The organism is Bacillus sp. FSL K6-2819 (assembly GCF_038008305.1).
GTDB lineage: Bacteria > Bacillota > Bacilli > Bacillales > Bacillaceae > Bacillus > Bacillus amyloliquefaciens.
Genome location: NZ_JBBOYV010000001.1, coordinates 2218697 through 2245512 on the forward strand (window position 1 = coordinate 2218697; position 26816 = coordinate 2245512).

The 26816-nt window shown below is 37.4% G+C and carries 25 protein-coding genes and 1 pseudogene; 25 read left to right on the forward strand and 1 reads right to left on the reverse strand.

Annotated features, from left to right (window positions below; all coding sequences use genetic code 11):
• Positions 1-20 precede the first annotated feature (20 nt).
• The 10 genes from MHH91_RS11435 to MHH91_RS11480 all read left to right on the forward strand — a co-directional run bounded on the left by MHH91_RS11435 (position 21) and on the right by MHH91_RS11480 (position 5850).
• Positions 21-812, forward strand: coding sequence for a hypothetical protein (locus MHH91_RS11435; protein WP_014472035.1), 792 nt, complete (start codon positions 21-23; stop codon positions 810-812).
• A gap of 20 nt (positions 813-832) precedes the next feature.
• Positions 833-1300, forward strand: coding sequence for a hypothetical protein (locus MHH91_RS11440; RefSeq protein ID WP_014472036.1), 468 nt, complete (start codon positions 833-835; stop codon positions 1298-1300).
• Positions 1301-1371: 71 nt separating this feature from the next.
• Complete coding sequence (locus MHH91_RS11445; protein ID WP_022553073.1) at positions 1372-1728, forward strand: hypothetical protein; 357 nt, start codon at positions 1372-1374, stop codon at positions 1726-1728.
• The gene (locus tag MHH91_RS11450; protein WP_326970052.1) at positions 1728-3062 is read left to right on the forward strand and encodes a pyocin knob domain-containing protein; all 1335 of its coding nucleotides are present in this window, start codon (positions 1728-1730) and stop codon (positions 3060-3062) included. Before MHH91_RS11445 ends, MHH91_RS11450 begins: the two co-directional genes overlap by 1 nt.
• Complete coding sequence (locus tag MHH91_RS11455) at positions 3056-3394, forward strand: hypothetical protein (protein ID WP_326970051.1); 339 nt, start codon at positions 3056-3058, stop codon at positions 3392-3394. Before MHH91_RS11450 ends, MHH91_RS11455 begins: the two co-directional genes overlap by 7 nt.
• Before the next feature lie 2 nt (positions 3395-3396).
• Entirely contained in the window at positions 3397-3591 is a 195-nt protein-coding gene (locus MHH91_RS11460) for an XkdX family protein (protein WP_326970103.1), read from the forward strand.
• A gap of 82 nt (positions 3592-3673) precedes the next feature.
• Positions 3674-4159: a hypothetical protein gene (locus MHH91_RS11465; protein WP_014472039.1), complete on the forward strand. Its 486-nt coding sequence runs from the start codon at positions 3674-3676 to the stop codon at positions 4157-4159.
• Positions 4159-4575 (forward strand): hypothetical protein, encoded by a 417-nt coding sequence (locus MHH91_RS11470; RefSeq protein ID WP_014472040.1) that lies wholly within the window; start codon positions 4159-4161, stop codon positions 4573-4575. Before MHH91_RS11465 ends, MHH91_RS11470 begins: the two co-directional genes overlap by 1 nt.
• A gap of 13 nt (positions 4576-4588) precedes the next feature.
• Positions 4589-5590, forward strand: coding sequence for a tyrosine-type recombinase/integrase (locus MHH91_RS11475; RefSeq protein WP_014472041.1), 1002 nt, complete (start codon positions 4589-4591; stop codon positions 5588-5590).
• A gap of 44 nt (positions 5591-5634) precedes the next feature.
• Positions 5635-5850 carry a hypothetical protein gene (locus MHH91_RS11480; RefSeq protein ID WP_014472042.1) on the forward strand — a complete coding sequence of 72 codons (216 nt, stop codon included), beginning with the start codon at positions 5635-5637 and terminating at the stop codon, positions 5848-5850.
• A 79-nt stretch (positions 5851-5929) separates the two neighbouring features.
• On the opposite strand, the gene MHH91_RS11485 is transcribed toward MHH91_RS11480, so the two are convergent.
• A complete protein-coding gene (locus MHH91_RS11485; protein WP_014472043.1) occupies positions 5930-6637 on the reverse strand; it encodes a hypothetical protein in 708 nt (235 codons plus the stop codon).
• 61 nt (positions 6638-6698) lie between these two features.
• Between MHH91_RS11485 and MHH91_RS11490 the strand changes: the two genes are divergently transcribed.
• The 15 genes and pseudogenes from MHH91_RS11490 to MHH91_RS11560 all read left to right on the forward strand — a co-directional run bounded on the left by MHH91_RS11490 (position 6699) and on the right by MHH91_RS11560 (position 26792).
• Positions 6699-6857 (forward strand): hypothetical protein, encoded by a 159-nt coding sequence (locus MHH91_RS11490; RefSeq protein WP_014472044.1) that lies wholly within the window; start codon positions 6699-6701, stop codon positions 6855-6857.
• Between the two features lie 66 nt (positions 6858-6923).
• Positions 6924-7334 (forward strand): hypothetical protein, encoded by a 411-nt coding sequence (locus MHH91_RS11495; RefSeq protein ID WP_014472045.1) that lies wholly within the window; start codon positions 6924-6926, stop codon positions 7332-7334.
• Positions 7335-7405: 71 nt separating this feature from the next.
• The gene (locus MHH91_RS11500; protein WP_014470085.1) at positions 7406-8032 is read left to right on the forward strand and encodes a hypothetical protein; all 627 of its coding nucleotides are present in this window, start codon (positions 7406-7408) and stop codon (positions 8030-8032) included.
• A 46-nt stretch (positions 8033-8078) separates the two neighbouring features.
• Positions 8079-9644, forward strand: a pseudogene (locus MHH91_RS11505) (phage tail tape measure protein); the annotation flags it as partial.
• Between the two features lie 207 nt (positions 9645-9851).
• Positions 9852-15185 carry a phage tail tape measure protein gene (locus MHH91_RS11510; protein WP_308727129.1) on the forward strand — a complete coding sequence of 1778 codons (5334 nt, stop codon included), beginning with the start codon at positions 9852-9854 and terminating at the stop codon, positions 15183-15185.
• A 44-nt stretch (positions 15186-15229) separates the two neighbouring features.
• A complete protein-coding gene (locus MHH91_RS11515) occupies positions 15230-15991 on the forward strand; it encodes a phage tail domain-containing protein (protein WP_014470084.1) in 762 nt (253 codons plus the stop codon).
• A gap of 14 nt (positions 15992-16005) precedes the next feature.
• Positions 16006-18639 (forward strand): DUF7359 domain-containing protein, encoded by a 2634-nt coding sequence (locus MHH91_RS11520; protein WP_014472046.1) that lies wholly within the window; start codon positions 16006-16008, stop codon positions 18637-18639.
• Positions 18640-18864: 225 nt separating this feature from the next.
• Positions 18865-19032 carry a hypothetical protein gene (locus tag MHH91_RS11525; RefSeq protein ID WP_014470082.1) on the forward strand — a complete coding sequence of 56 codons (168 nt, stop codon included), beginning with the start codon at positions 18865-18867 and terminating at the stop codon, positions 19030-19032.
• Positions 19033-19125: 93 nt separating this feature from the next.
• Entirely contained in the window at positions 19126-19941 is an 816-nt protein-coding gene (locus MHH91_RS11530; RefSeq protein WP_014472047.1) for a hypothetical protein, read from the forward strand.
• 13 nt (positions 19942-19954) lie between these two features.
• Entirely contained in the window at positions 19955-22504 is a 2550-nt protein-coding gene (locus tag MHH91_RS11535) for a peptidase G2 autoproteolytic cleavage domain-containing protein (RefSeq protein ID WP_014470080.1), read from the forward strand.
• Positions 22505-22676: 172 nt separating this feature from the next.
• A complete protein-coding gene (locus MHH91_RS11540) occupies positions 22677-24059 on the forward strand; it encodes an N-acetylmuramoyl-L-alanine amidase (RefSeq protein WP_014472048.1) in 1383 nt (460 codons plus the stop codon).
• 113 nt (positions 24060-24172) lie between these two features.
• A complete protein-coding gene (locus tag MHH91_RS11545) occupies positions 24173-24565 on the forward strand; it encodes a hypothetical protein (protein ID WP_014472049.1) in 393 nt (130 codons plus the stop codon).
• Between the two features lie 20 nt (positions 24566-24585).
• Positions 24586-24837, forward strand: coding sequence for a phage holin (locus MHH91_RS11550; protein WP_014472050.1), 252 nt, complete (start codon positions 24586-24588; stop codon positions 24835-24837).
• 337 nt (positions 24838-25174) lie between these two features.
• Positions 25175-25480, forward strand: a complete 306-nt coding sequence (locus MHH91_RS11555) for a hypothetical protein (RefSeq protein WP_099762739.1) — start codon at positions 25175-25177, stop codon at positions 25478-25480.
• A 151-nt stretch (positions 25481-25631) separates the two neighbouring features.
• Positions 25632-26792 (forward strand): response regulator aspartate phosphatase, encoded by a 1161-nt coding sequence (locus tag MHH91_RS11560; RefSeq protein ID WP_014472052.1) that lies wholly within the window; start codon positions 25632-25634, stop codon positions 26790-26792.
• Positions 26793-26816 lie beyond the last annotated feature (24 nt).

Consider the following 26816-nt stretch of genomic DNA (forward strand, 5'->3'; position numbering starts at 1 on the left):
TTTAAGGAGGAAATCTATAGATGAAAACAGTTATTCAAGATACAGCTGATGTTTATTTCAGAAAAAAATCTGATGGTCAGCTTGTATTCACAGCAGAAGCACAAACAGCTTCATTCTCCCAAGCCATCTCCGAAGACAAGCTTCGTGGTGGTATCGGGAATAAACCACTCTATATCTTGAAGTCTGAAAAAGAAATCAACCTTACTGTCAAGAATGCATTTTTCGACCTTGAATGGTTGGCAATGACACAAGGTGAAACAATTGAGGAAGAAGCAAAAGTTCAGGTTTTTGACCGTGAACATGGTCTAATTGTTGATGGTAAAAATGCGGTTACTCTTAAAGGTAAACCGGTAAGTGATGTAACCTTCTTCAACAAAAAAGGATTAACTTATAAGACGCCTGTATCTACAGATGGCACATATTTAATTCCTACTGGATTTGCTGGTACGAAAGAGAAATTAACAGCCGTATATCAGATTAACAAAATCGGCAGACGGCTCGCTATTAAAGCAAGTAAATTCTCTGAGCGATATGAAGTTGAGTACCGTACAATTGCGTATAACCCTGATACCGAAGAGGTCTATAGCGATATCTACATTCAATTCCCTAACGTATCCCCTTCAGGCGAGTTTGAAATGTCTCTCGAAAACGGTAATGCATTAGCTCCAGAAATTAAATTTGAAGCGCTGGCCGACACTGACACAGACGAAATGGCTGTTGTTATTGAAGCGAGTAGAGATGATAATGTAGCCGCTCCAGATCCTGACCCTGATACAGAAACTCAAACTAAATCCGTAGACGTTGGCAATTAATTTTACAGGAGTGATTTTTAATGGCAGCAAAACTTAATGATTTCGATGGTGTAAAATCTTCAGCTAGAGATGATGGAAACGGTGGTTTAGTAACTGACATTCATCTCAAATCACAAGAAAAGCCTCTACAAGTTGACTTCCCTCAAGCTGGTTTAGATGCTATCAAAGGCATCCAAGTACAATCCCCTTCCGTGACCTTGAATGAAAGAGATCCTGGTTTCTCCTCTTTTAAAACGGATAAATTCACTGTTACTTCAACAGCTCAAAAAGTTACTGCAGGCATCACTGACAGAACAGCACTTACTATTTATCCTCCTGCAGAAGGCACGATTTACATTGGAAACTCTACTGTGACTGCTGATACAGGTATCCCATTGACAGCTGGTGACAAACCTTTTTCAGTTCCTGTCGCTACTGGTAAAACACTTTATGTCTATGTGATTAATGACGGTACTGACAGAGATGTAAGAGTGTTTGAAGCTAAATAATTTGAGGGGATTCTTCCCCTCTCCTTTTTAAATAAAAGTCAGTTTTTAAACAGACTTAGGAGGTGGAGTTGTTGACAGAAACCGATGAAAATATTTTAAAAACCATTCCAGATAAAGCAACCTTTACATTCCACGAAGCAACAACTGCCCCGTCTGAAGGTGAAGAATTTGTAGTATCACATTATCGGGATATTACTGTTAAGATCTCTGGTTCCTCAACTTCAAGAGAAATAAAATTCTTTGCCGTAGATGAAAATGGTGAAAAGACAGAAATTGCTGGAACAAACAAAACTGATTTTCAATTAGGTACAGGCACATTGAATACAAATGAAAACTGGGATTTCGATATTGCGGGGCTTTTCAAATTCATGGTTGAGGTCATTTCCGTAAATGGAGATGTTACGGTTAAAGGAATTGCGGTGAGTTAATGAGCAGCAGTAAATTTGTAGGTCAGCTCAAACAAAACAATATACAAATCAATAACCTTAAAGATCAATTTTTCAGAACTGAATCTCATATGTCTGATCATGAAAAACGTTTATCTGACAAAGTCGATGAGTTCATGGAAAAGCAAAATTCGGAATTAAAGTCGCATATTCAGAATACAGAAAACCCGCACAAAGTGACAAAAGAGCAAGTCGGATTGTCAAATGTACTTAATGAAGAGCAAGCCACAAAGGTGGCTTTTGATGACCATCTTGACGATAAGAAAAATCCTCATGCAGTTACTAAAAGCCAAGTTGGCTTGTCTAAGGTTGATAACATTCAGCAAGCAGCAAAAACTGATTTTGACGCTCACGATGCAGACCTCGATCGACATATCACAAAGGATGAGCGCAGTTATTGGAACAGCTCTGATGAAAGGTCAAAGTCTTTTTTAGCTGAACATACTAACGATCAATCAAACCCACACAAGGTTACTGCTGAACAGGTTGGGCTTGGGAATGTAGACAATGTAAAACAAGCTACTAAAAATGATTTTGATAATCATCTAAATGACACTAATGTCCATATCAACAAATCTGATCGGGATAAATGGAATGCTGCTCAACTCTTCAAACTCACTGCCGATGATGGAAAAGTAATCTACAAAGACAGTTCCGAAAAAACAGAGTACAACGATTTGATTAATACTGGGTTTTATTTAATCGCCAACCAAGGGCTTCACTCCCCTGCCAACTTATCCAATGTCTATTTAGTTGTCATGAACTATGGAACTACAATTGCACAATTTGCATTAGAGGCGTATTACGGAACGCATACTTATTTCCGTTTTAGAAAAAGCGATTCAACTTGGACTTCATGGCAAACACACGAAACAACTGACGGGGCACAAGTAAGAGCTACTACCGCACTCAACTCAGCGAAATCCTACACCGATGCCCACGAAGCAAAAACTGATATTCACGTTACTTTAGATGACAAAGCCAGATGGAGTGGTACATCAGGTTCTTGGAACCCAGTTACACTTATTAATGGAGCTACACAATACTCCACTTACCCTTTCAAATTCTCAAGTGTAAACAACGTGTTATGGCTAAGAGGATCTTTCGGAACATTGCCGGCCATTGGAACTGCAGTTGCTAAATTCTCAACCAAGCCAACACAGCTGGTGGATTTTGTAGTACCCACAATTGGATCATATGGAACAGCGAGATTTGCCTTCACAACAGATGGAGATTTACGTTTTGATGGATTGTACGCTAATGACATTAACAGTGTTTCCAGAGTTTCATTTAATATAGGAATTCCTTTATGGTAGTAGGTGAAAATATTATGCATGTTCTTTATTATGATGAGAACTTTATGTACGCTGGAGAAGACTTCATTGAAGGCGATGATCTTCCTCCAAACAGTACAACTGCTGTCCCAGACCCCACAATAATCTTGCCCAAATATGATCCCAAGAAAAATAAATGGATTGAATCAGCAACTGAAGAATACAAGGATAGCGTTAAACCAAGTATCCCTGAACCTAACGATTTTGAAATAATAGGACAGACCCTATCCCAACTCCGCCTAAGCTTGCTGCAAGTCAACGAAACAATAAACACAATGTTAAAAGATATTGCTGATCTAAAGGGAGGTTCATAAAAATAACTACATACAATTATTGGGTTAATGCCCTTAGTCGAAAATGGGCAACCGTCGATCAAGTCAAAGAAGCTTACCAGGAATTCAACGATGTGACAAAAGAAGAGCTCCAATTAGGAGTAAAGAATGGTTTAGTCACTTTAGAAGAGTACAAAGAAATCACTGGCGAAGACTACGAAGAAGCAGAGACAGAATAAAATACAAGTTTTATTTAGACACCTCTCCCCTTTTGAGGTGTCTTTTTTAATGTGTGCAGAGGATATATGAGGAGGAATTGAAATGGCATCGAAAAAATTAAATCTTGGGTTAATCGAAGAAAGTGTAAGTAAATATGACAAGAAAGAACGAGTTCAACTAACTGATGACGTTCATGTTTTTATTTACCCGTACTTCTCCCCTACCCGCTTAACCAAAATGCTTACTGAATTAATTACGGATCCACAAAATGCTCAAGAAAAAAACATTGACTTTAAAAGCATAAATCCTGTTCAATGGGGATTCTTTTCACTAATTAAAGAATTTACAGACTTGGGTATTCCAAGTGATATCAAAAACAAAGTTAAGTGGTTTGTTAAGCTTGTGGACTCTGAATTTTTCCCATTGATTATTAGTAGCTTCCCTGAAGAAAGCATGAAGAAATTTGGAGAAGCAACAAAGATGATGCAAGAGAATTTAGACAAGCTTTCAAACATATCTCCTGAAGAAATAAATGATCTCATCCTTAATAAGGTCGAAGAGGTTGAAAATGAACAAGAGGCTGAATAATGGCCAAGAACATAAAAGAAATAGCAGCACTAATTGAATTTGCCGCAAAGCAAGCCGTTCAAAAACAATCCAGCACAAAAAATACGATGATTAAAACGGGTCAAGAGCATGTACAATCTGATGTATATGACGCCTACGATCCCCTTGAATATGAACGTACAACTCTTTTGAAGGACTCCTTTGTCATTCAAAACGAATCTAACGGAATTTCATTAGACAATACCCGTGAAGACAACAGTAAGGATGTTGCCACGGTTGTTGAGACTGGTCAAGGGTACACGTATCCAGATAAATACGGTTATGGTTATGGAAAACCTCGCCCATTTATGAAGAATACCGCTGAATCGTTAAAAGATGGACGATTAGCTGCTGCTATGAAGAAAGATTTAAATGCAAGTGGTATTAAAACAGAATAACGGTGGTGTATTAATGGCCAGAGAAATAAAACAAAACATGATGCGCTCTAGAGCCGAAAAGTTGCCCGAAGTCACGGATGAAATGTGGGGTCAGGTTGATGACGAGCATAGAAGCTTAACTCAAGAGTTTCTTGACGCCCACTCATTCCGAGATAAAACCAGGAAGCAATACAACTCCTCTCTTCGTCAGTTCTTCTGGTGGGTACATAATTCCTTGAATGGGAAGAAGCTTTACAAAATATCCAAAAGGGATTTCATCAGATATCAAAGCTTCCTGAAAAATAGAGGGATGTCTTCAAGTGGAATAGCTTTAAAAAAGGCTGGAGTATCTTCTTTAAATAACTACATTGAAAATGTTGTTGCTGAAGATGACGATAATTACAAATCATTCAGGAACTTCACAAGAGGTCTCCCTGCCATCCCTAAAACAACCACGTATGAAAAAGTAAAGGTCACTTACGATGAATACAGAACAATGATGAAAGTGCTTGAAGAAGATAAAAACTATTTGGGGATGGCTTGGTTAGCTACTGCCTTTAATGTAGGTGCCAGAAGAGCTGAAATTATTCAGTTTAAAACCGAAATCCTGAATTATGAGATACCTGAAGGTCAATCTTATGTCATGGCTCACAAAGTTCTTGGAAAAGGAAAAGGCGAAGGAAAACCCCTCGACTACATGATTAACACAGAAGCTCTGGAATATTTGAAGCTTTGGCATGAACAACGGGGATATGACCATGAATATTTATTTACTACACAGTACGGTGGCCAACCAAGACAAATGTCAGAGGGTTGGGCTGACTATTTTTGTTCTGATGTTCTTTCTGATATCCTCGGTCGCCGCATTAACCCTCACCTATTTAAGGCCTCCTGTATTACTTACCTTCTTGAAGTCAAGAAAATTAAGATTGAGCTCGTGAGTAAATATGTTGCACAGCATAACGATGTGTCTACAACAATTAAGCATTACGACCTTCGTGATTTTAAAGAAGAAAAGAATCAAATCTTCTCGTAAACATTATGAGCCTCTTCAATCCTCACCAAAGTTCAATTGAGAATATGCAACAGCAAATTAATAAATTGAACGAAGCTGTTGCTGAATTAACTAGGCAGCTTGATACTAAAGCTGATAAGAACCAATTCGGATATAAACAGATTGATGAATCCAAGATCAGTGACGGTAAAGTTCTTGTTTACAACGCAAGCACCGGTAAACTTGAATACGGGAAGATTAAGAAAAGCTTGTTGGGTGACATATCAATTGATTTACTTTAGGTAGCACTCTTTATGAAATCCCTCTTTTATGCAGAATCAAGATTCCTCAAATCAGAGGGATTTTGCTTATGTATAGAATTCACGAATTGCTTTCACAGTAAGAGTTAATTTGAGTGACAATACCTTTGATCATTTTTAAATAAAATTGTAAAGTATCTAATACAGGCTTTCTAGTTTTCTCAAACGAAAAGTATGCATTTACTTTCCCATTATATTCAGATAAATACGGATTGTTATTTAAATCTTTGACAGGGACACCATTAACCGAAAACGGATGCTCAGATCCCTTAAACTGCAAATTAGACATATTAATTCCTGGAATTGTAGCATAGTTAATAACACCCGACTTTAATTTTTTATTCCTTGTCAACTTTATATGCTTACTTTCATTTGTAATATTCTTAAACTCTTTTAACCAAAAATCCCCATAATAAAAAGGTTGACTTTTTTTAAGCAAGTGAAAGATCTCCTTATGATCAGACTCTAATCCAACAAAGCACTTGTTCACCTCTTTATCAAAAGTTTTTTCCTGAGGATAGCATGGAAAATAGATTTTCCGTTTAATATGATTTATGTTACTGTGTCTTAATTTTGCCTTTTCCAAACAAAAAATTTCAAATAAATCATATGCTGCATAATCTAATGATGAATTTAAGGTTTCTAAAAAATTCTTAACTTTAAAACTCAATGAACGATCTAGGTCTTCGATCAGTGCCTGTTCATGTAATGTAACAATTTTTTCAAAAATATCAGTTGCTTCTTCTATTAAATAAAGTGAATCGCTCATGGTTTACCCCCCCTTAATTGACCAATAATAACTAACTATAGCAAAACAAGGAGGGAAAAACATGGAAAAGAACGAAATTATAAAAATTTTTGAAGAGGTTCTTGAAGATTGGTTTTCAATTGAATTATTGGTTGAAATGCAATGCGGTGGTGAAAGCGAGTATTTAGAAGCAAAAAGAGATTTTATTAAAACAAGGTTTATGGAAGCGATAAATAAATGATTGTTTTTCAGTTAGATACGCTTAACACTTTATCTTGTATGCCGATAGTAAGATGAGGTGTTGATAATGTTTAACAAAACAAATGTTCGACGGAAATTGGCTGAACTGGATGCAACAGAGTTAATAAAATTTATAAGAACAGAATTTCCGTCCACTGGACAAGATATCAATTCATTAAATATAAAGCTTCAGGTTTTAAAATCTTTGAATCATGAGGAATTATCTGCAGCTATAGCAAGGATGTCAAGAATTGAAACAGCGTGCGATGTTTCAAAAACGATATCATTATCCGCAATCGTTGTAACAAGTATAACTCTTTTATTTAAAACAGTGTTCGGTGATAATAGCTCAGTAATGTCCTTTTTGGTAATTCTTTGTGTAATAGCCGTATATAGATACACTGCACTTGATAAAAATACTCATACGACTGCTGTGTATTTTAAAGACCTCCTCATTAGAATAAAAAGTGATAAATAAACAATCTGCATTCATACTACCCTAATGGAAACCATGATATAATGTAGGAAAATAATACTGGTGGTGGTTTGATGATCTGGGCTATCATTCTAATTTTAGTGGTTGGCGCTTTCATTATCATTGGGGTTAGCGCTTCGGATAAACAAAAAGAAATGGACAAAAAAAGAGCTGGCGAGATTGAGAGCATCGGGAACTTTCCTTCTAATTACAAGTCAATTATTAATCCCGATAAAAATGCAAAGCTTACATTGGTTGAACCGGATGATAAGTTTATGATCCACAAATTCAATCAATATGGAACACTGGAAGAAAAAATTATTCCCTTTGAAAAAATCATTGAAGCCGAGGTTTCAATTGATGATTGTACAGTTACAAAAGTATCCAAAGGAAGTCAAATAACCGGCGCTGTTGTTGGTGGATTAGCAGCAGGAAGCATTGGAGCTTTAATTGGTGGGTTATCTTCCAATAAGACAGAAACAAAATACTTCAAAAAAATTGATTTGAAATTAAAACTCGATGATTTCTCCTCCCCTATTTACAGATTTGATTTCCTGCCGAGTAAAGATGAATTTGGCCTAGAGAATGTTAAAGGGTTTAAACAGGATGATCCAAAAGTTAAAGATGCTTTATCAAATGCTGAAGTATGGCAAGGGATTATGGAGATTGCAATACGGAAAGCAAACAAAGTCGCTCAATAATGAGTGGCTTTTTTATATGCCCTATTCGAAAGGATGTGACCTATATTTGAGTCAAGATTTAAAGATCGTACTCACACCCAAAGCTGATACTTCTTCAAAAACTGTCGAACAGTTAAATCAGCAAATTAAATCTTTAGAGAAAAAGCTAAATTCCCTTAATTTAAAGACCAATATTGATGCCTCTGCTTTAAAGACTCTCAACGATTTCTCCTCTGCAATTGAAACTTATCAAAAACATCTCAAATCCTTCAATCAAACAGTTAAAGAAACCACAACGATTACCAGAAATGCTGATGGTACTGTTGAAAAGCTTACGCAGCAGTATAAGAAAAATGGCGAAATCATTCAGCGTGAAAAGAAATTCATCGACAATCGTAATCAATCACTACGTGAACAAACGCAAGAAGTTAACAGGCTTGCTCAAGCGACTGAAAAACTTGGTCAGGTACAGAAGAAAACAGAACAAAAGAATGCTCAAGGACAAACGACAAGGGTTACTCAAAAGAACCGCAATGGCTTTGACGATATTACCTATACAACTGATCCAAAAACAAACGCTACTACATCTAAAGTAACAACGAATTATGATCAGCAACGAAAAGCAATTGAACAATTAAAACTGGATTTAGAAAAACTTAGACAGCAAGGAATTGTAACTGACACCACCCTCTCTTCCCTTGGACGGAAATTAAATACTGCTCAAACAGCACAACAAATTGAAGCATTACAAAACAGAATCAAAATGCTCGATGATAAGTCTGCTGCTGTGGCGAAAAATAATGAGCTCAGAAAAACTATTGAGCTTTATCAACGCCAAGCACAAGTAAACGTACAAAACCTTAATACGCGTTATGGCGATACGATGGGTGCTGGAAATAGACAAGCTATTCAAGAATATCTGAATGCGGTTAATAGTCTTAACGTAAGTGCCGGCGGAAACAATGTCAGATCTCAAATGCAAAGCTTGAACATGCAATTCAGGGAATTAGCTTCAAATGCTCAAACAGCGTCTAGTCAAGCCTCGTCTTTTGGTGCGGAGCTAACGCAAGCTTTCAAAAGTATGTCGACATATTTGATCTCCGGTTCTTTATTCTACGGTGCTATATCTGGGCTTAAGGAAATGGTCTCCCAGGCTGTTGAAATTGATACTCTAATGACAAACATCAGACGTGTAATGAATGAGCCTGATTATAAGTACAATGAGCTACTCGAGGAATCAATAAACCTAGGCGACACCCTTTCAAACAAGATCACTGACATACTCCAAATGACTGGCGATTTCGGGCGTATGGGTTTCGATGAAAGTGAACTGTCTACGCTTACTAAAACCGCTCAGGTTCTACAAAACGTCTCTGATTTAACTCCTGATGATACTGTTAACACCTTAACTGCCGCAATGTTAAACTTCAATATTGCTGCGAATGATTCTATTTCAATCGCAGATAAGCTTAATGAAGTCGATAACAACTATGCTGTAACCACTCTTGACCTGGCGAATTCTATTCGAAAAGCAGGAAGCACCGCCTCTACTTTTGGCGTTGAATTAAACGATCTAATTGGTTACACTACAGCAATTGCAAGTACCACCCGTGAAAGTGGAAATATAGTCGGTAAAGTGATTGCTGACTTTAAATCTCTTCTGATTGACTTGGAACTCCTAACGTTAAGACGAGGACGACAAGGGGCAAGCGTTATTGCAGCCTGAACGACTGAGCGAAGAGACGCTAAATTGCGAAGCGACAGTCTGAACTTCTATGGAAACATAGAGAGTATGATTGAAGTATCATACCGCCACATATAGTGGTCAGTAGCCTTTAAGGTGAAAGTAACAGAATTGAACTCACTTAAAACCATTTTCGCACGTATCGGGAATAATGATAGCTCAATTAAAGCCTTAGAACAGATTGGCATTTCTGTGAAAACAGCTAGTGGTGAGGCGAAATCTGCTACTGAATTAATTAATGAGTTAGCAGACAAATGGAATAACCTCAGCGATGCTCAAAAACAAAACACCTCGATAGGTGTAGCGGGCATTTATCAGCTTTCTAGATTTAATGCCTTAATGAACAACTTTTCCATATCACAAAACGCAGCGACTACTGCGGCTAATTCCGCAGGAAGCGCTTGGAGTGAACAGCAGAAATACGCTGACAGTTTACAGGCAAGATTAAATAGGTTGTCAAATGCATTTACAGAGATGTCAGTTGCCTCAAGTGAAGCTTTCATATCAGATAGTATTGTTGTTTTTGCAGATGCACTTAAAGGTTTAATGCAAATAAGTGCTCAAATCACTAAAACAGTCGGTCTCCTTCCTCAAGTTATAGGAGCTGCTACAGCTGCAGTTATGCTTTTTAACACTTCTTTACGTACAAGTGCACTTACCTCAGGAATGGCAATGGGCGCAGCCCTTAAAAATTTAGTACTCAACTTTAATGCTGTAACTGTTGGAGTAACTGCCGCCTCTGCCAAAACAGTTGTTTGGAATAGAGCTGTAACTGCATTTAATGCATCCCTAGTTGGACTTAAAAGAGTGGCGATGACCACTGGAGCTTTCTTAGCAGGAAGTTTTCTTCCTATGGCAGCCATGGTTGGACTGGGCGTCGTTATTGAGAAACTCATTTCCTCTTATTCTGATTTAAAACAAGCTAGAGAAGACTTTGAACAAGCTAAAACTACTAGCATTGAAGCAATTACAACGAATAAAGATGAAACAGACAAACTGATTAGTCAATACAAAGAATTACAAAAGGCTAAAGATGGCGGAGCTTTATCGGCTGACCAAGAGCAAGAATATCTGCAAGTAACACAACAATTAGCACAAACATTCCCGAATTTGATCGCTGGTTATGATTCTCAAGGGCAAGCAATCTTAAAGAAAAACCAAGCACTCAAGGATGCTATAAAGTACACTGAAGACCTTAGTAATTTAAACAAAAAAGACATTCAAACAGGTGCCAATAGTAACTTTAAGGAAAGCTTAAAAGACATTGATAAACTCAATGATAAGATTAAACAGTATAAGCAGGTTGCTGATTATTATAAAAACGGCAAGAGCTGGGATATTTTCTCTTCTGAAAATGACAAAAAAAATCAAGGTATTAAAGCTGAAAAAGATGCACTACGTACTGAACAAGAGCTATCCAGCTCACAGGCTAAAATTAGAGAGCAAGTGCAACAGACAATTGATGCCTTTAACTCAATAAAGATAAATCCGAATCTTTCAAGGGAAATATCTAACGCATTCGATAAAATCGACTTCAGCAAAATGAATGCAGATGAACTTGAGTCATTTTCAATAAATGTTTCGAAATACATGGATAATATCCAAAAAGCTCTGCAATCGGGAAATAAAAATAATTTTGATTCCGCCTCTAAAAGCTTAGAACAGCTTGTTAATCAATATATGAGTGGCAAAGATAAAGCTAATGGTTTGGCTTTATCTTATGATGACCTTAAAACTGCCATTGACTCTACAAACGATTCTGCACAAACTGCAAAAGTAACATGGGATGAAAATGGTGAAGGTGTAGATGCATTAGGTGAGCAAGTCGGGAATTTATCTGACAAGCTCAAAGAAGCTAAAGGTGATTTTGAAGCAATTAAAGGAATCATCGATGAATTAGTTGAATCGAAGCAAAATGATGCTGCTATATCTGCTATTCAAAATGAAGCTTATGACACTATGTCTGACAGCATCTCCCCTTTAAACAACCTCCTTGAAAAAATGTCTGAAGGTAAAAGCATATCTGCAACAGAAGCCATGAAGCTTATTCAGAAAGAACATGATCTTGCTGATGCAATTTCAGTTGAAAATGGTGTTGTAAAAATCAACAGAAATGCAGTTGTTAAGCTTCGGGACACAAAACTCAAAGCTTACAATGATATGCAACAATCTGTAAGACAAGATCTAATTAATCAGGCTAATGCATTAAATAAAAAGATTAATATGTATAAGTCTGAAGTCAAGGCTATCAAGACTGTTCAAGACGCTTATAAAATGAAGTCTGAGCTTGAAGACAACAAGAAAAAGATATACGACGAACTAAAAAAAGGGAACAGTGGTGCACTGCAGTTCCTACCCAAAACACAGGATGATTTAAACCAGGTCACTGATATCACTGATCAGCTTAAAGAGCTTGATAAACTAGCCGATTTGGCTTCAACTTCCCTATCTGAAACAGGAACATCTCTTGATGACCTTTCTTCTTCAAGTGATAAAGCCTCTGAGGAAATGAAAACATCTATGTACGTGGCTGATAAATACAAGGAAGCTCTGGAGAAAGTTAATGCCGAAGTTGAAAAGTACAATAAGCAAGTAAATGACTATCCAAAGTATTCTCAAAGTTATCGAAATGCCCTGCAAAAAGAAATTAAAGCTCTTCAACAAAAGAAAAAGCTTATGCAGGAGCAAGCCAAACTCCTCAAGGATCAAATTAAGTCAGGGAACATTACACAATACGGTATTGTTACCTCTTCCCTTTCTGGATCATCTTCCGGTGGTTCTTATTCTTCCGGTGGCGGGTCTTACTCCGGTAAATACTCCAGCTACATTAATTCTGCCGCAAGCAAATACGGTGTTGATCCAGCTCTAATTGCAGCTGTAATCCAACAAGAATCAGGATTCAATGCAAGAGCTCGTTCTGGAGCCGGAGCTGCTGGTTTGATGCAGCTGATGCCATCCACAGCTAAGAGTTTAGGTGTAAACAATGTTTATGATCCTTATCAGAGCATTATGGGTGGCACGAAATATTTAGCCCAACAACTAAGCAAATTTGGTGGCAATGTTGAGAAAGCACTTGCTGCTTATAACGCAGGGCCTGGCAATGTAATTAAATACGGCGGCATCCCTCCTTTCAAAGAAACGCAGAATTATGTTCAGAAGATCATGTCTAATTACACTAAGTCTATGACTTCTGCTAATTCCTCCATTGCAAGCTACTACACGAAGAACAGTGCGTTTAGAATAAGTTCTAAATATAATGCGCAAGATGGCGCTTACCGATCAACTCCACATAAAGGTATCGACTTCGCAGCAAAAGCTGGAACCGCAATTAAATCGGTTCAGAGTGGAAAAGTTCAAATTGCTGGTTATAGTAAAACTGCCGGTAACTGGGTTGTCATTCAGCAGGATGATGGAAAAGTTGCTAAGTATATGCATATGCTTGATACCCCTTCTGTTAAAGCCGGTCAAACTGTTAAAGCTGGACAGACCATTGGTAAAGTTGGCAGTACGGGTAATTCAACAGGAAATCACCTTCATCTTCAAATTGAGGAAAACGGAAAGACAATTGACCCTGAGAAGTATTTAAAAGGTGTCGGTACATCTATTTCAGATGCGTCTCAAGCCGAAGCAGAACGACAGCAAGCAATAGCCCAAGCTAAATCCGATCTTCTCTCCCTCCAAGGTGATATTAATTCAGTAAACGATCAGATACAGGAACTCAGATATGAAATCGTTCAGTCGAAGCTTGATGAATATGACAAGCGTATTGGTGATTTTGATGTAAGAATCGCTAAAGACAAAGCCCTCGCTAGTCATTATCTGAGCGACAGTAAAGAATTCCGCAAGTATACCAATGATCAGAAAAAAGCTTTAACTGAACAGCAACAGATTCAGAGTCAGAAGGTTTCTTTTATTGAAAAAGAAATCAAAACAAACAAAACTCTGAATGCCGCTCAAAGAGCGCAGCTTGCTGAGGAATTAAAACAAGCTAAGATTGATCTCATCAATTTCCAAGAAGAAGTAAGAGAACTCCGAGGACAGCTCATTCAGTCTGAGGTTGATCAAACGCTTAACGGTATTGAGAAATCAACCAAGAAAACTGAATCCAAGCTTAAAGATGTTAGCAACAAAATATCCATGACCGAGGAAGATAAAGACAAGGTTAAATTTTATAGCCAACAGATTAAGCTTATTCAGCAGCAACAGAATGAAGCGAAGAAGTATATCAAACAGTTGGAAGCACAAAAGAAAGCTGCTAAAGGGTTCCCGGATATTCAGAAACAAATTACTGAAGAGATCGAGAACTGGAAAGATAAGCAGAAGGATTACAACCTGGAGCTTTACAACACAAAGAAATCAATCAAAGATGTGTACAAATCTCTTGCTGATGAAGTTGTCTCTATCTACAAAGAGATGTACGAAAAGATGCGTGATATCGAATTAAAAGCACACCAAAAAGCTACACAAGACTTGATTGATGAGATTGATAAAACTGATGATGAAGCTAAATACCAAAAAGAACTCAAAGAAAAGAATCAGGCTATTCAGGAAACCAAAGATAAGCTAAATAAACTGTCTCTCGATGACTCAGATGAAGCAAAATCACAGGTTAAAGACTTAGAAAAGCAACTTCAAGAACAGCAAGAAGCATTAGATGAGTTTCTTAAAGATCGTGAAAACAGTAAACGAAAAGAATCGTTACAAGATCAGCTTCAAAAAGATGAAGATTCAATTAACAAGAAATACGATGATCTCGTTAATGATGAGCGTGGGTTTAAGGAACTTGAAAAAAAGCTAATGGATGGGAAGATTACTGATATTGCTAAGCAACTGAATGAATTCTCTAAGTTCATTAACAGCAATATGGAGTCCATAGGGAAAAGCATCTCCAATAACCTTATCGATAAGCTTAAAGAAGCCTCCAATGCCCTGAATACTGTGACCAAAGGTAATAAAACTGGGAAAAAGGTATCCTCTTTTGCATCGGGTGGATATACAGGCACAGGACTAGGCGCAGGTAAACTCGCTTTCCTTCATGATAAAGAACTTATCCTTAATAAAACTGATACTGCAAACATCTTAGATACAGTAAAAGCTGTACGTGAGAACAATACTCCAAGTGAAGAGACACCTAAATGGGGGCAAAGTGGAAAATTAGCTGCCTTGATTAACAAAGGGATTACTTCTATTCCATCAATAATTCCGAATATTAATCAATCCAGTCTTTCTAATAGTTTGATACCGAGTATTCAAAGCCTCTCTTCCCCACCAGATGCTACTAAGTCAGTAAACGGCACTGTAAACAACAATAATTTTAAAGCTACATTTAACATTAATGAATCAGAAAATCCTCAGAAAACAGCTGATTTTGTATTCAATAAATTTGCAAATGGTCTTAAAAACAAGGGCATAAATTTCAATAACTCATGAGCCAGTGTATATGCTGGCTCTTCTTATTTTTGAGGTGATAAAAATTGATTAGAGAAAGCCTCTATTTTTTATTTAATAACGAAAAATCAAGTGACTATGGCGTCACAAATGTTAATACTGATTCAGGCTTAGTTGAGGAACCGTTCTTAGGCTCAAGAACAGTCAATGAAACTTATGTAAAGGGTCGACCTGAACCCTACACTGAAGGTGTTAAACAGGAACCTAAGCAATTCCCATTGAATTTTTATCTCGGTGATCACTTTGATGAAAAGAATGTACGAGCAATTAAACGTTGGTTAAGTGTAGATGATTACAAGCCTTTTGCGTTTAGCCAAAACCTTGATATCGTTTATTATGCAATGCCAGTAGATACAGCTGATTTAGTTCATAATGCCGCTCGTAATGGCTACGTCCGGTTAACTATGAAATGCAACTCCCCTTACGCTTACAGTCGAAATGCAATCACTCATGCATTTGATATATCCTCTGGTACTGAAATTGTTGAGTTGCAAAATAAAGGCGATGTAAACATCTTCCCCTCTTTAGAAATATTGAAAATTGGTGATGGTGACATAAAAATCGAAAATCTCAGTGATTTCAGCGAACCGTTTTTATTCAGCAACTTGAAAGATAAAGAGCTCTTAAAAATAAACGGCGAAAAAGAAATTATTGAGTCTAATCTTTATGGCAATGAGCGCTATGACGATTTTAATGACCAGTACTTGAGATTGGGCTTTGGAAGGAACAGATTAAAGGTTACAGGCAATTGTAAATTAAGATTTTCATTTAGATACAAGTATTTGTAGGAGGGGTTAGACATTTGATTACAATTCGTAAAGACACGGAAATTAAAGATATTCGTCTTTCCCTAGCTAAACCAAATAAAACAAAGATCGCAAATATTGATGAAGTAATCAATCCTATGGTAACGCTCAATCACGGCAGCAATGTACACGAATTAACATTCTCAATCCCTTTAACTGCCACTTACGATGGTGTAAATAAACGGAATCATGTTGTTGATCTATTGAGGCCCTGGTACTTAATAAAATCAGAATTTTATGGACTTACAATCTGGTTTACAGTAGTCAAGAAAACTAAATCATACAGCAATGATATGGACACTATCCAGGTTGAATGCAAATCACTTCAATATGTACTTTCTAAGCAAGGTGTCATTAAGTATGAAGAAACTTCGAAAAATCTTAAAGAGGCCGTTACCGACTGCCTAAAAAATACTGAATGGTCTATCGGTTTCATTGATCCCCTCTTCAATTTAAAATACAGACAGTTTGATATTTCTTCTTCAAACAAGCTTGATTTTATGTATTCGATTTGCGAGAAATTCGAAGCGATTCCTGTTTTTAATACAATTGACTGTACTGTTGATTTTTACAAAGAATCTGCTGTGTCTAAATATAAGGGACTCAAAATAACCCCTGCTCAATATATGATTTCTCTAGATGACATTGAGGATATGGATGATGTCGTTACAAGGATTTATGCTACAGGCAAAGATGGATTAAGCATCAACTCCGTAAATCCAACCGGGCAATCATACATAGACGATTTTTCGTACTTCCTCTACCCTTTTCAGCGTGACCAGAAACGAAATGTAATCGAAAGAAGCAACTACATGTCTGATGCACTTTGTCATGCAATTTTAGATTACAACGACCTGGTTAATAATGAAGGCAGTTCTTTCTACAAACTTTTAGATGAGAAAAAGAAAGCTGAGGAAAAAGAAACATCATCGAATAATGACCTATATACATTGCAGCTTGATTTCCAAAAGATATTGGACAGGATTACTGTTGCAAGTAAAGCCGGCGATGATACTACTGTTCTAATAAAGCAAAGAGATGCTAAATCAAAAGAAGTTGAATCAAAAAAAGAAGAAATTAAAGCAATACAAGCTTCTATTACACAAATTTCAACACAGATTACCGCCCTTAAAGATAAACTGTCTTTTGAAAAGAACTTCAGCACTGAACTCCAAAAAGAACTTTCAAAATACATTATTACAGCCGAATGGTCTAATGACAGTATCTTTGATGAGAATGAATTATATGACGCTGCAAACGAAGAACTTGAAAACCGAAATGCACCAGCTGTTAATCTGGCATTAGGTTTAGTGAACTTTTTCAATTGCATTAGTGAAAAACATAACTGGGACAGGTTTTCTCTTGGCGACATCGTAAGGGTGCAACAGAAAAGCTTCTATACCGATGTAAAAGCAACAATAACAGCTATTTCGATTGATTTTGAACAGTCTAACTTGAGCGTTACAGTTTCAAATGGTAAACGCGCTTCATCGGATTTTGAGAACATGCTCAAAACAGTTTATCGAACAAATAAAATCAGCACTGAGACAAACAAAAGGAAAATCAAGTACGATAAGGTTACTGAAAACTTCAACCTACGCAATGACAGGATTGCTGTTAAACCAGCCTCCCCTATTATAGCAAAGGACGGAACTGCTATTTCTCATACGACCAATGATGATGGTTCTGTTGATGTAACTTTCCAATGGGACTATGTTGAATCAGACGAAGATCAATACAATATTGATGGTTTTGAAATATATCTCCATGGAAGCAATAAAAATGAAGAATATGTTTTCGGCTCAAAAATGGCAAGTGAAGACCTGAAGAATGTAAAGTATGACAAACGAGCCGCTACATTTACAGGACTCCCCTCCAATATGTACTACACCATTGGCATTCAAGCCTATCGACGAGTTGATGCAGACATAGAGATAACTCAGTTTATTGGATCTGACATTGTAAAATCTCTTCATCCAAACGAAAATCCTTACCTCCCCTCTAATTCCGTTGAAGTGAAAGGAAGTCTCGATGGAAAAGTTAACGGACTTTATACAATATCTACAGAGACAAAGCCCATTGCGCCAGAATCGGGAACGATTTGGATCGATCCAAAGACTAATAAACAAGAGCTTTTTAATGGCGAAGAGTGGATTGTGTCTTCTGCGGGATCGGCTGATTCATTAAATGGTTACACGACTTCAACGCTATCCACGCCTAATACAATACCTGTACGTAATGACCAAGGAATCATTATAGGTTCCATAGATGGCAACGCTGAGTTTCTTGGTGGTAAACTACACTCGGAATATGCGTTATCCTCTGATATTCCTCAGACTGCTAAAGGAACGTATGTAGGCGATGGAACAATTAGTAAACAGATATTGCTACCTTTCATTCCAACACATGTGAAAGTGTGGCCAGTGTCTTCTAATGATTCCATATTATTAATTGATGAGACAGGAGGTTATACGTATCAGGTAAATGAAATGGGAATATACCTGGTTGGAGGAAACTCTACATACGGAAGTATAAACGAGCTTGGATTTATAACAGGCTCAGACAGCAATCAAAGAGGGAATAAATTAAATACAAAGTACATCTGGGAAGCATATAGGAATGTAAACTAAACAGGCATATCCTTATTGGATGCGTCTTTTTTTATTTCAACTGTCTATAAATAAAATTCTACTTTATGCAAAGACTTGACCGTTTTCATACGATAATACCCCTTCTTCACTTAAAAATACTTTGTAAATTATAAACCATTTTACCACTTGATCCCATAGCAGAAATTGTGTCATGATGGATTTTGGTATATAAAGTGTTTAACAGAAAGAGTGAGGGGATCAGCAATGAGTGACAAAAAATATGAATTTATACACTGGTTTGCGTCAGTACTAGCGTTTTTATTAATAATTTTGAATAGTTTTTTTATAAAAATTGAGGGTGTAACTGTTGGTATTGCGATTGTATATATAGTGATCATGGGAATTGTTAGGAGTACATGGAAAAAGGCTTAAAGAGAAAAGACTGCAGAGTTTAGAAGAGAGAGTCGCGCACTTGGAAGAATTGCTCAAATCAATTACACAATAAGAAAGGACGGTGAATTTAGTTTGGATTTTCCTCAGCTCTATAACGACCCTACCCTTTCTCAAAAAAGGAAGGGTTCAATCGATGACCCTTATTTAAGCTATAGTGAAACTTTAACTGTTTACAATAGTCGAGTCTTACTTACAGAAGTGCCTAACCGTGAGTACAGAGTCGAGGTTAGTGGTGACAGTAAAGAATGGCGAGAAATTGAAGATGGTGAATTAGAAGACAACTACTTTAAGGTTGATTACCTTATGGGAGTTGTCTTTTTCAATGGTTCAAACGAAGGTAAATCACTTACTTTTACATATCACGGAGAAGGCGCATCCTTCTTCCCTGCCTCAAGAATTTGGATTAAACGGCAAGGAAATATGGTCATTGAAACACTTCAAGGCTTAATTGATGATGCTGAAGATGCCATTATTCGTATCAATGAACGTATTGCTGAATGTGAACGTGTCACCAAGCGATGTATTGAAATAACAAATTGGTGCAGACAAGCAACATCAGATTATGAATATGTAGTTGAAAATACTAGGAAGATTTACTTGCCGTTTGTGTACACCTATCAGGATTTATTAAACACTTATCCTTCCCCTCAAATTGGTTGGACTGTCACTGTAAAAGAAACAGGCATTGAATATAGATGGGATGGTTTCGACTGGATAAATATTAGCATCTCAGATAAGTATGATGGTTTCAACATTGTTTCTAGTTATGTAGAGCCTTACAACATCAGGTCAGTATGGTTGAGAACGAACAATGCTCCCAAAAAGATGAGGATAAAACCTTCTGTAGAACCCCCTGACGGAAGTATGGTTTGGATTAGAAAAGGATAAGGAGGAGTATATATTGAGCGACAATTTAATTCCCGTAAACACAATGGGTTATATGGACGAAGAAACAGAGCAATGGATACCCATTGATGCTATAGGGTTAAAATCAAATAATATCAGATATACTGCAGACGATATTCAAGAGGCTTTTGATAAAGCTTCTAAGGATATAAAAAACGTAATAAGCACAGTCGATTCTGGCTTAACAGATATAACAAACACTATTGGAGATATTTCAAAAATCCCTGCATCCGGTGCAACAATTGTTGATAAAGTCTTAAATGAATTTATCAGACGAAGTGTCAATGTTCAGGATTTTGGAGCTAAGGGTGATGGTGTTACTGATGACACTGAAGCTTTCAAAGCTGCCTTTGCAAGTGGGAAACGAGAGGTTTTTGTTCCGGCAGGGATTTACATGGTTCAAGGATTACATATCCCCTCTTATGTCAGACTTTACGGTGTTGGATCAGGATCTATTATCAAGCTTCACCCAACTGCTGCCGGCACATCTTGTGTGTTAACCAATAGCGACTACACAAACGGAAACGAGTACATCTTAATTGAAGACTTAGACCTCGATTGGAATTTAGACAAAAAGGACAACACTATTACAAATGGAACAAATGCAAACTGTGTGGGTATTGTTAACTCTAAATTTGTTCGGGTTAGAAACGTCAATGCTCGAAATCCAGGTGTGCACGGTTTTGATGTAAGTTCCCCTGTTTGGAACTCTTCCTCTGATGGAGCAGATCATTATCAGCCAAATGGTAGCAAATATGTGTGGATTGAAAATTGTACTGCAACTAATTATGGTGATGATGGCTTCACAACTCACTATTCTGATTACATCTTCTTCACTAACTGTTATGCTTATGACGCTAATGGGTCTGCCCACGATAAAGGCTCTTCAAATTCAAATGGTTTTGAAATTGATGATGGCTCTAAAAACGTATGGCTGGTGAACTGTTACAGCCGAAAAAACTGTAGAGGATTTGAAGTTAAAGCGCACAGCAGAGCCCCAGCAGCAAGAAACGTAAATTTAATAAACTGCTACTCTGAAAACGATATTCGCTCATTTGACTTCAGACACGTTGGCTTCCATCTTGCCACCGAAAAGATCTCCACAAGTGCATTCGATATTAATGTTGTTAACTGTACTGCCAAGTACCCTATTTATAATGACCTTTATACAGGGTTAAATCCCCGTGCTCTTGTTATTTCCGCATATAGAAATGTCAACGTATCAAACTTCAATGCAATTGGCGACCCAGCCTATGATTACAAGAACACTCCTATTATCACTACTCAATATAAGAGTAGAAACATCAACCTAAATAACATTTCAGTTTCGGGATTTACAACAGCGAGTAACGATATTTATGTTATCGGCGGAGCTCAAAAGTCTGACAATGTAAACATTTCAAATGTCACCATTCATCAATCTGCATTAGTGGGGATTGCGGTTGGGAGCAGAGTAGACTCAGTTAATATCAATAACGTGAACCTAACCGGAACAAACAAAGCAGGTTCGATAGGTGTTTATTGCACTAACTCACAAGCCAATATTAGCGCTGCGATGTGCGAACAATACGCTACTCCCAGTAAAATTGCCGGAAAAACCTACACTTTTATCCCGAATAATTTCAAAGGCGGTTTACGCGGGGCTACGACTTCTGGCTATGCTAAAACAAATACTAGTGCAGTATTAGCTTCATCGGGTGAACCTCAAGCACTTGGAGATGCTACTTTAGTTGGAGCCACTACTGGAGGATGCGTTGCAAAAGGAACAAGAACCAACGTTTTCGGATCATCAGGGGGAAGCTCTGTAGATGGATCTCGTAGCGGTGTTTACAACTCCAATGATTCTCATATCGAGGGGCAAAATGTATCACGTGAAATCCACGCTTCTGGCGGGGTAAAACTTGGTGAAAATGATCGCTATATGGTGGTTGGCGGATTTGGCGCTACTCCATCCAGAGCGAATATTAAATGGATGCTAAACTCCATAAATGGGGATATAACATCTGCAGGAAAGATGAATGGCGGAGCCACCTTTAGTGATTACGCTGAGTATTTTGAAAGCCTTGACGGAAAAGCGATTCCGACAGGGACAATTGTCACTCTTGAAGGAGCTAAAATTCGCCCGGCGAGAAAAGGTGAAGATGTACACGGAGTAATCTCCGAAACTGCAGGAACTATTTTAGGCGGAGCTGATATTCACTGGCAAGGTAGATATTTAAAGAATGAGTTCGGTGGATACATATATGAAGATGTGGTCAACCCAGAAACCGGTGATGTTAAGAAACTGCCTAAAGTAAACCCTGAGTGGATTGAAAAAATAGATTACGTCCCTCGTGAAGAACGCCCTGAATGGAATATAGTTGGATTGCTTGGACAGGTTTATGTGAAAGTGGACAACACCGTTTCTGTTGGAGATCGGATTGAAGGTAATTATGGCATCGGCACAAAAACAGAAGACAGGTTTTACTCTTGGAAGGCTATGGAGATTGTAACCCCATATTCAGACAAGCTTGGCTATGGCATTGCCATCTGCTTAATTAAGTAATCCCTCAAAATTAAAGGAGGTGGTTATGTTCTAGTTAAAATATAAATTTTATTCAATTTACAGCATTCAAAAACAGAGATAACAAGAGCATACGTGAGATAAAGAGAGATTGGGATTCCCCCTTCTCTCATTTTGTGTTCTTAAAACTAAGATTATTGGAGGAATAATTTTTATGAATATCACTCAGAACCTTTTGACTCCGAATAGTTATTCAAGACCTCGCACTGGTTTGAATAAAGTTAAAGCTGTTGTAATTCACTGGGTTGCAAATCCTGGTTCTAGCGCTGAAGGAAACCGAAATTTCTTTGAAAGCCGAAAAAGTGGAACGAACGGATACGGATCAGCACACTACATTGTAAAAGAGAACACAGTTATTCAATGTATTCCAAACAATGAAATGGCTTATCATGTAGGCTCAAATGTGTATACTCAAAGTGCACTGCGAAATCTTAGCTCGTATCCAAATAACTGCACTATCGGGATTGAAATGTGCCATAACGATATGACAGGTAAGCCTACAGACGCAACTTATAAAACAACATTAGAGCTAGCTTGCTCCCTATTGAAAAAATATGATCTGACTCACGAAAATCTTTGGACTCACCATCAGGTTGTTGGGTGGAAAGATTGTCATAGATATTACACTAACAATCCATCAGAATGGGTTCGATTTGTGCAAGACGCTTCTAAAATTCTAACTGGTAAATCTGTCACAATTCCTACCCCTACTCCTGCTAACAATAAAGACCTTGAAGCTCCTGATGTTAAAACGAGAGAGTCATATATTAAGAACACAGTTATCGCAGACAGTCTTAATGTGAGAACACAACGCAATTCAAACTCCTCTATAGTACTTACCCTTCCTAAAGGCTCTACTGTTCAATACCAAAAAGGATCAACTCAAAATGGTTGGGGTTATATCAAATATACAAACTCCAAAGGTGCTACATATAGTGGGTACGTCAATGTAAGTTATATTAAGAGTGATGCTGAGCTTGGGAAAGGTGGCTCAAAACCCAAGACAACTCCATCTAAATCACCCGGAGTGACAAAGAAACAGGTAGTTCTTCCCGCTTCAGCTTCTTCTTGGAGAATCTATCCTCTTGGCAAAGCCCCAGTTAAAGCAAACGCTCTTTCTACTCAATTGAATCCAAAAAAATTTGGTGGATTAACCTACGACATTTTAGATAACCCTCAAGCAGACGTTTACACAATTAAGACTGATCAGTTTGGTAAAGTGAATATTTATGCCGCTGCTTCAACAGGAGCTAAGATTGTGGGTACGTCTTCCCCAAAGTCTAAATCCACTCCTAAGCCTAATAGTAGTGGGGTCAAATCTGCAGGCAAAATTAAAATTGTCGGTGTAAAAAGCGCTGCAATCGTTATGGACAGACCCGATAAAAACAAAGCAAAGAATCTCGGCACTGTGGAGCTAGGTGATACCGTCAGCATTTCTGGCTCAGTGAAAGGGTTAAACAATGCTAAGGGTTACTGGGAAGTTATCTACAAAGGTAAACGCGGCTACATCTCAGGACAATTTGGGTCAAAAATCTAAATATATTTAAATATCTTTGAGGATGATTGTTGATGAGGTATATCAATGATTATCCTCTTATTATAGGAGGTGATGTAATGTCACCTTTCTATTTTATCAAAGGTTGGTGACAAATGGATAACTTTGAGCAAAGCACCATTTCAAGATTAAGTGCACTTGAAGAAAAAGCTAAGCACACTGATAACAAAATCGACTCTCTTGAAGAAAGAACAAATGTTATTGGTCGTATTGCTACGCTTGTTGAGCAGCAAGTCGAAATTAATAAGGATTCTCAAGCACAATCGAGAGAACAGTTCAGCACTCTGAACGAAATGAGCAACAGTTTAAAAAATCTAAGTAAATCATATGAAAAACTGGACAATCGAGTTGAAATATTGGAACGCTCTGATTCTACTCGCAAAATTGATCCTTCTCAGTTTACTAAAGACCTTGTGTTTAAGGTGCTACCAAGTGTAATTGCGTCTATTATCGCGGCTTGGTTACTCATACATTTTGGACTTAAATAAAAAGAACAGGAGACGATTTAATGACTAAAATTAACTGGAAAGTAAGACTTAAAAAGAAAACATTCCTTGTTGCAATCTTTTCTGCAACTCTTTTGTTTGCACAATCCATTGCATCTGCAATTGGTTACGACATTTCTGTATTTAGTGATGATCTCACTGAGAAATTTAATGCTTTGCTTACATTTTTAACTGCAATGGGGGTTGTAGTGGATCCAACCACTACAGGTATCTCAGACAGCGATCAAGCAATGGAATACACAGAACCAAAATAACTTGGGGAGTTTGTCTCCCCTTTTTTTCATTTTCAAGAAGAAAGGAATGATTTTTGATCATGCAAATAGGATCTGGATATATCGGAAGTCCAATGCTTGAGAAGTCAGAATCTAACCATGAAGTAATCCCCTCCCCACCTGCAACCTGGACGATTAAATATTCTTTCTATAAGTTCAGCTTTTCGAATGATCAGGAATGCCACGTATCAATCAATGGTGGAGATCCTATCTATTTAAGGGCTGGACAAGGCTTTCAAATGGACGCTCACGATTCACCTATCACAAGCTTCAAAATTTCTGAGTCAGGAATTACATATAACTTTTTGGGGGCGCATAAATGAGTTTTTTCAATCCAATGGTTAATGTCTCAATTGTCACTGGGAAGTCTGCTTATGAAATCGCAGTGGACAATGGTTTTTCAGGAACTGTAGAGGAATGGTTAGCTTCACTAAAAGGTGAAAAAGGCAACACTGGAGCTACTGGCGCTAAGGGAGACAAAGGTGATACTGGTGCAACCGGTGCTAAAGGAGCTACTGGTGCTGCCGGTAAAGATGGAAAATCAGCATATGAATTAGCCGTTCAACAAGGCTTCACTGGAACATTAGATGAGTGGCTTGCTTCTCTAAAAGCAACAGCAAACTGATCATATACCCTTCTCTAACGAGGAGGGTATTTTTTTCGTTTCGTTCATAATCGAATTATTGATTTGTTTTTAATTTTCACTCAAATTCCCTTTACATTTCTTTCCTCCAATGCAACTATATAATAAAATGGATTTGAAAGGGGTTTAGGACTTGGAGAACGAAAAGGTCATTCCTTATGATTTAGTAGCAACAAAGATGAATCATTGGTATGTGGCTATTAAAAAGAATTGGGTCGGTAGAGCAGAAGAAATGCGTAAAGAAGTTATGCAGGAAATAAAAATTATGGAAGAAAACCAAGATGTTTTACTATACTACTCCCTACTTGAGTTTAGACATAAGCTAATGTTGGCATATATGTATCCTAACGCTATAAAAGACATTGAGAAAAATTATGGTGAGTTAAAAGCATATGAAGGCCATGAAAACTTAACAGGAATGCTCGAATATTACTATTATTTTTTCATGGGCATGTTCTATTTTAGACAAAAGGAGTTGGCATTCTCCCTTAATCACTATAGACAAGCTGAGAGATATTTGGATTCAATTGAGAGCGAAGATATTGAAGTTGAAAAAGCTGAATTTTATTTTAAATTGTCAGAAGTGTATTACCACATGAAACAGACTTATTTTTCAATGAATTATGCCATGAGGGCTTACGATATATTTAAAAAGCAACCTGTTATTGACGGTAACCCTACATACGGGGTACAAAAGGTACGCTGTCAATTCGTCATATTTGGTAATTTATTGGACAGTATGAAGTTTGATGAAGCTTTAAAGCAAGCATACAAAGCGTATCAGGAAGCAGTAGAGCTAAACAAAAGTGAAAAGAATCGTGGGCATTTGATGCGTTCAGCACTGTTTAATATTGGATTATGTTATAATCAAATGGAAGAACTTGATAAAGCATTTTTTCACTTTAATAAGTCACTTCAAATCATTGAGCCGGTAAATCATGATTACGCTGCTAAAACATTATTTGTTATCTCCTTCTTAAAGGGAAGGCAAAATGACATTGAAAACACAAAAAAATTTTATGAACAGGCCAAACAGTTGGCTGAACGGCATAACAATGAAATGGTACTTGAAAAGTTAAAAATGGTTAAAGGACTTTTCTTGGACTATGATTTAGACTTAGTTAGGAAAACATTCGAGTTCTTCAAAGAAAGAAGTATATACCCTGACATGGAAAGCTATGGTGTCTCTGTAGCAGATTTTCTCACTGGAAAACAGGATGCTTGGGGTGCAGTTGAATTTTATCGTTTAGCAAATGAAGCAAGAAGACAAATCAAAAGGGGAGAAGCAATATGAAAACTAAACTATTTATCTGTGCAG

Excerpts from the sequence above, each read along its gene's own strand:
- MHH91_RS11435 (WP_014472035.1), top strand. The coding sequence starts at position 21 with ATGAAAACAGTTATTCAAGATACAGCTGATGTTTATTTCAGAAAAAAA.
- MHH91_RS11440 (WP_014472036.1), top strand. The coding sequence starts at position 833 with ATGGCAGCAAAACTTAATGATTTCGATGGTGTAAAATCTTCAGCTAGA.
- MHH91_RS11450 (WP_326970052.1), top strand. The coding sequence starts at position 1,728 with ATGAGCAGCAGTAAATTTGTAGGTCAGCTCAAACAAAACAATATACAA.
- MHH91_RS11455 (WP_326970051.1), top strand. The coding sequence starts at position 3,056 with ATGGTAGTAGGTGAAAATATTATGCATGTTCTTTATTATGATGAGAAC.
- MHH91_RS11465 (WP_014472039.1), top strand. The coding sequence starts at position 3,674 with ATGGCATCGAAAAAATTAAATCTTGGGTTAATCGAAGAAAGTGTAAGT.
- MHH91_RS11470 (WP_014472040.1), top strand. The coding sequence starts at position 4,159 with ATGGCCAAGAACATAAAAGAAATAGCAGCACTAATTGAATTTGCCGCA.
- MHH91_RS11475 (WP_014472041.1), top strand. The coding sequence starts at position 4,589 with ATGGCCAGAGAAATAAAACAAAACATGATGCGCTCTAGAGCCGAAAAG.
- MHH91_RS11480 (WP_014472042.1), top strand. The coding sequence starts at position 5,635 with ATGCAACAGCAAATTAATAAATTGAACGAAGCTGTTGCTGAATTAACT.
- MHH91_RS11485 (WP_014472043.1), bottom strand. The coding sequence starts at position 6,637 with ATGAGCGATTCACTTTATTTAATAGAAGAAGCAACTGATATTTTTGAA.
- MHH91_RS11490 (WP_014472044.1), top strand. The coding sequence starts at position 6,699 with ATGGAAAAGAACGAAATTATAAAAATTTTTGAAGAGGTTCTTGAAGAT.
- MHH91_RS11495 (WP_014472045.1), top strand. The coding sequence starts at position 6,924 with ATGTTTAACAAAACAAATGTTCGACGGAAATTGGCTGAACTGGATGCA.
- MHH91_RS11500 (WP_014470085.1), top strand. The coding sequence starts at position 7,406 with ATGATCTGGGCTATCATTCTAATTTTAGTGGTTGGCGCTTTCATTATC.
- MHH91_RS11525 (WP_014470082.1), top strand. The coding sequence starts at position 18,865 with ATGAGTGACAAAAAATATGAATTTATACACTGGTTTGCGTCAGTACTA.
- MHH91_RS11540 (WP_014472048.1), top strand. The coding sequence starts at position 22,677 with ATGAATATCACTCAGAACCTTTTGACTCCGAATAGTTATTCAAGACCT.
- MHH91_RS11545 (WP_014472049.1), top strand. The coding sequence starts at position 24,173 with ATGGATAACTTTGAGCAAAGCACCATTTCAAGATTAAGTGCACTTGAA.
- MHH91_RS11550 (WP_014472050.1), top strand. The coding sequence starts at position 24,586 with ATGACTAAAATTAACTGGAAAGTAAGACTTAAAAAGAAAACATTCCTT.
- MHH91_RS11555 (WP_099762739.1), top strand. The coding sequence starts at position 25,175 with ATGAGTTTTTTCAATCCAATGGTTAATGTCTCAATTGTCACTGGGAAG.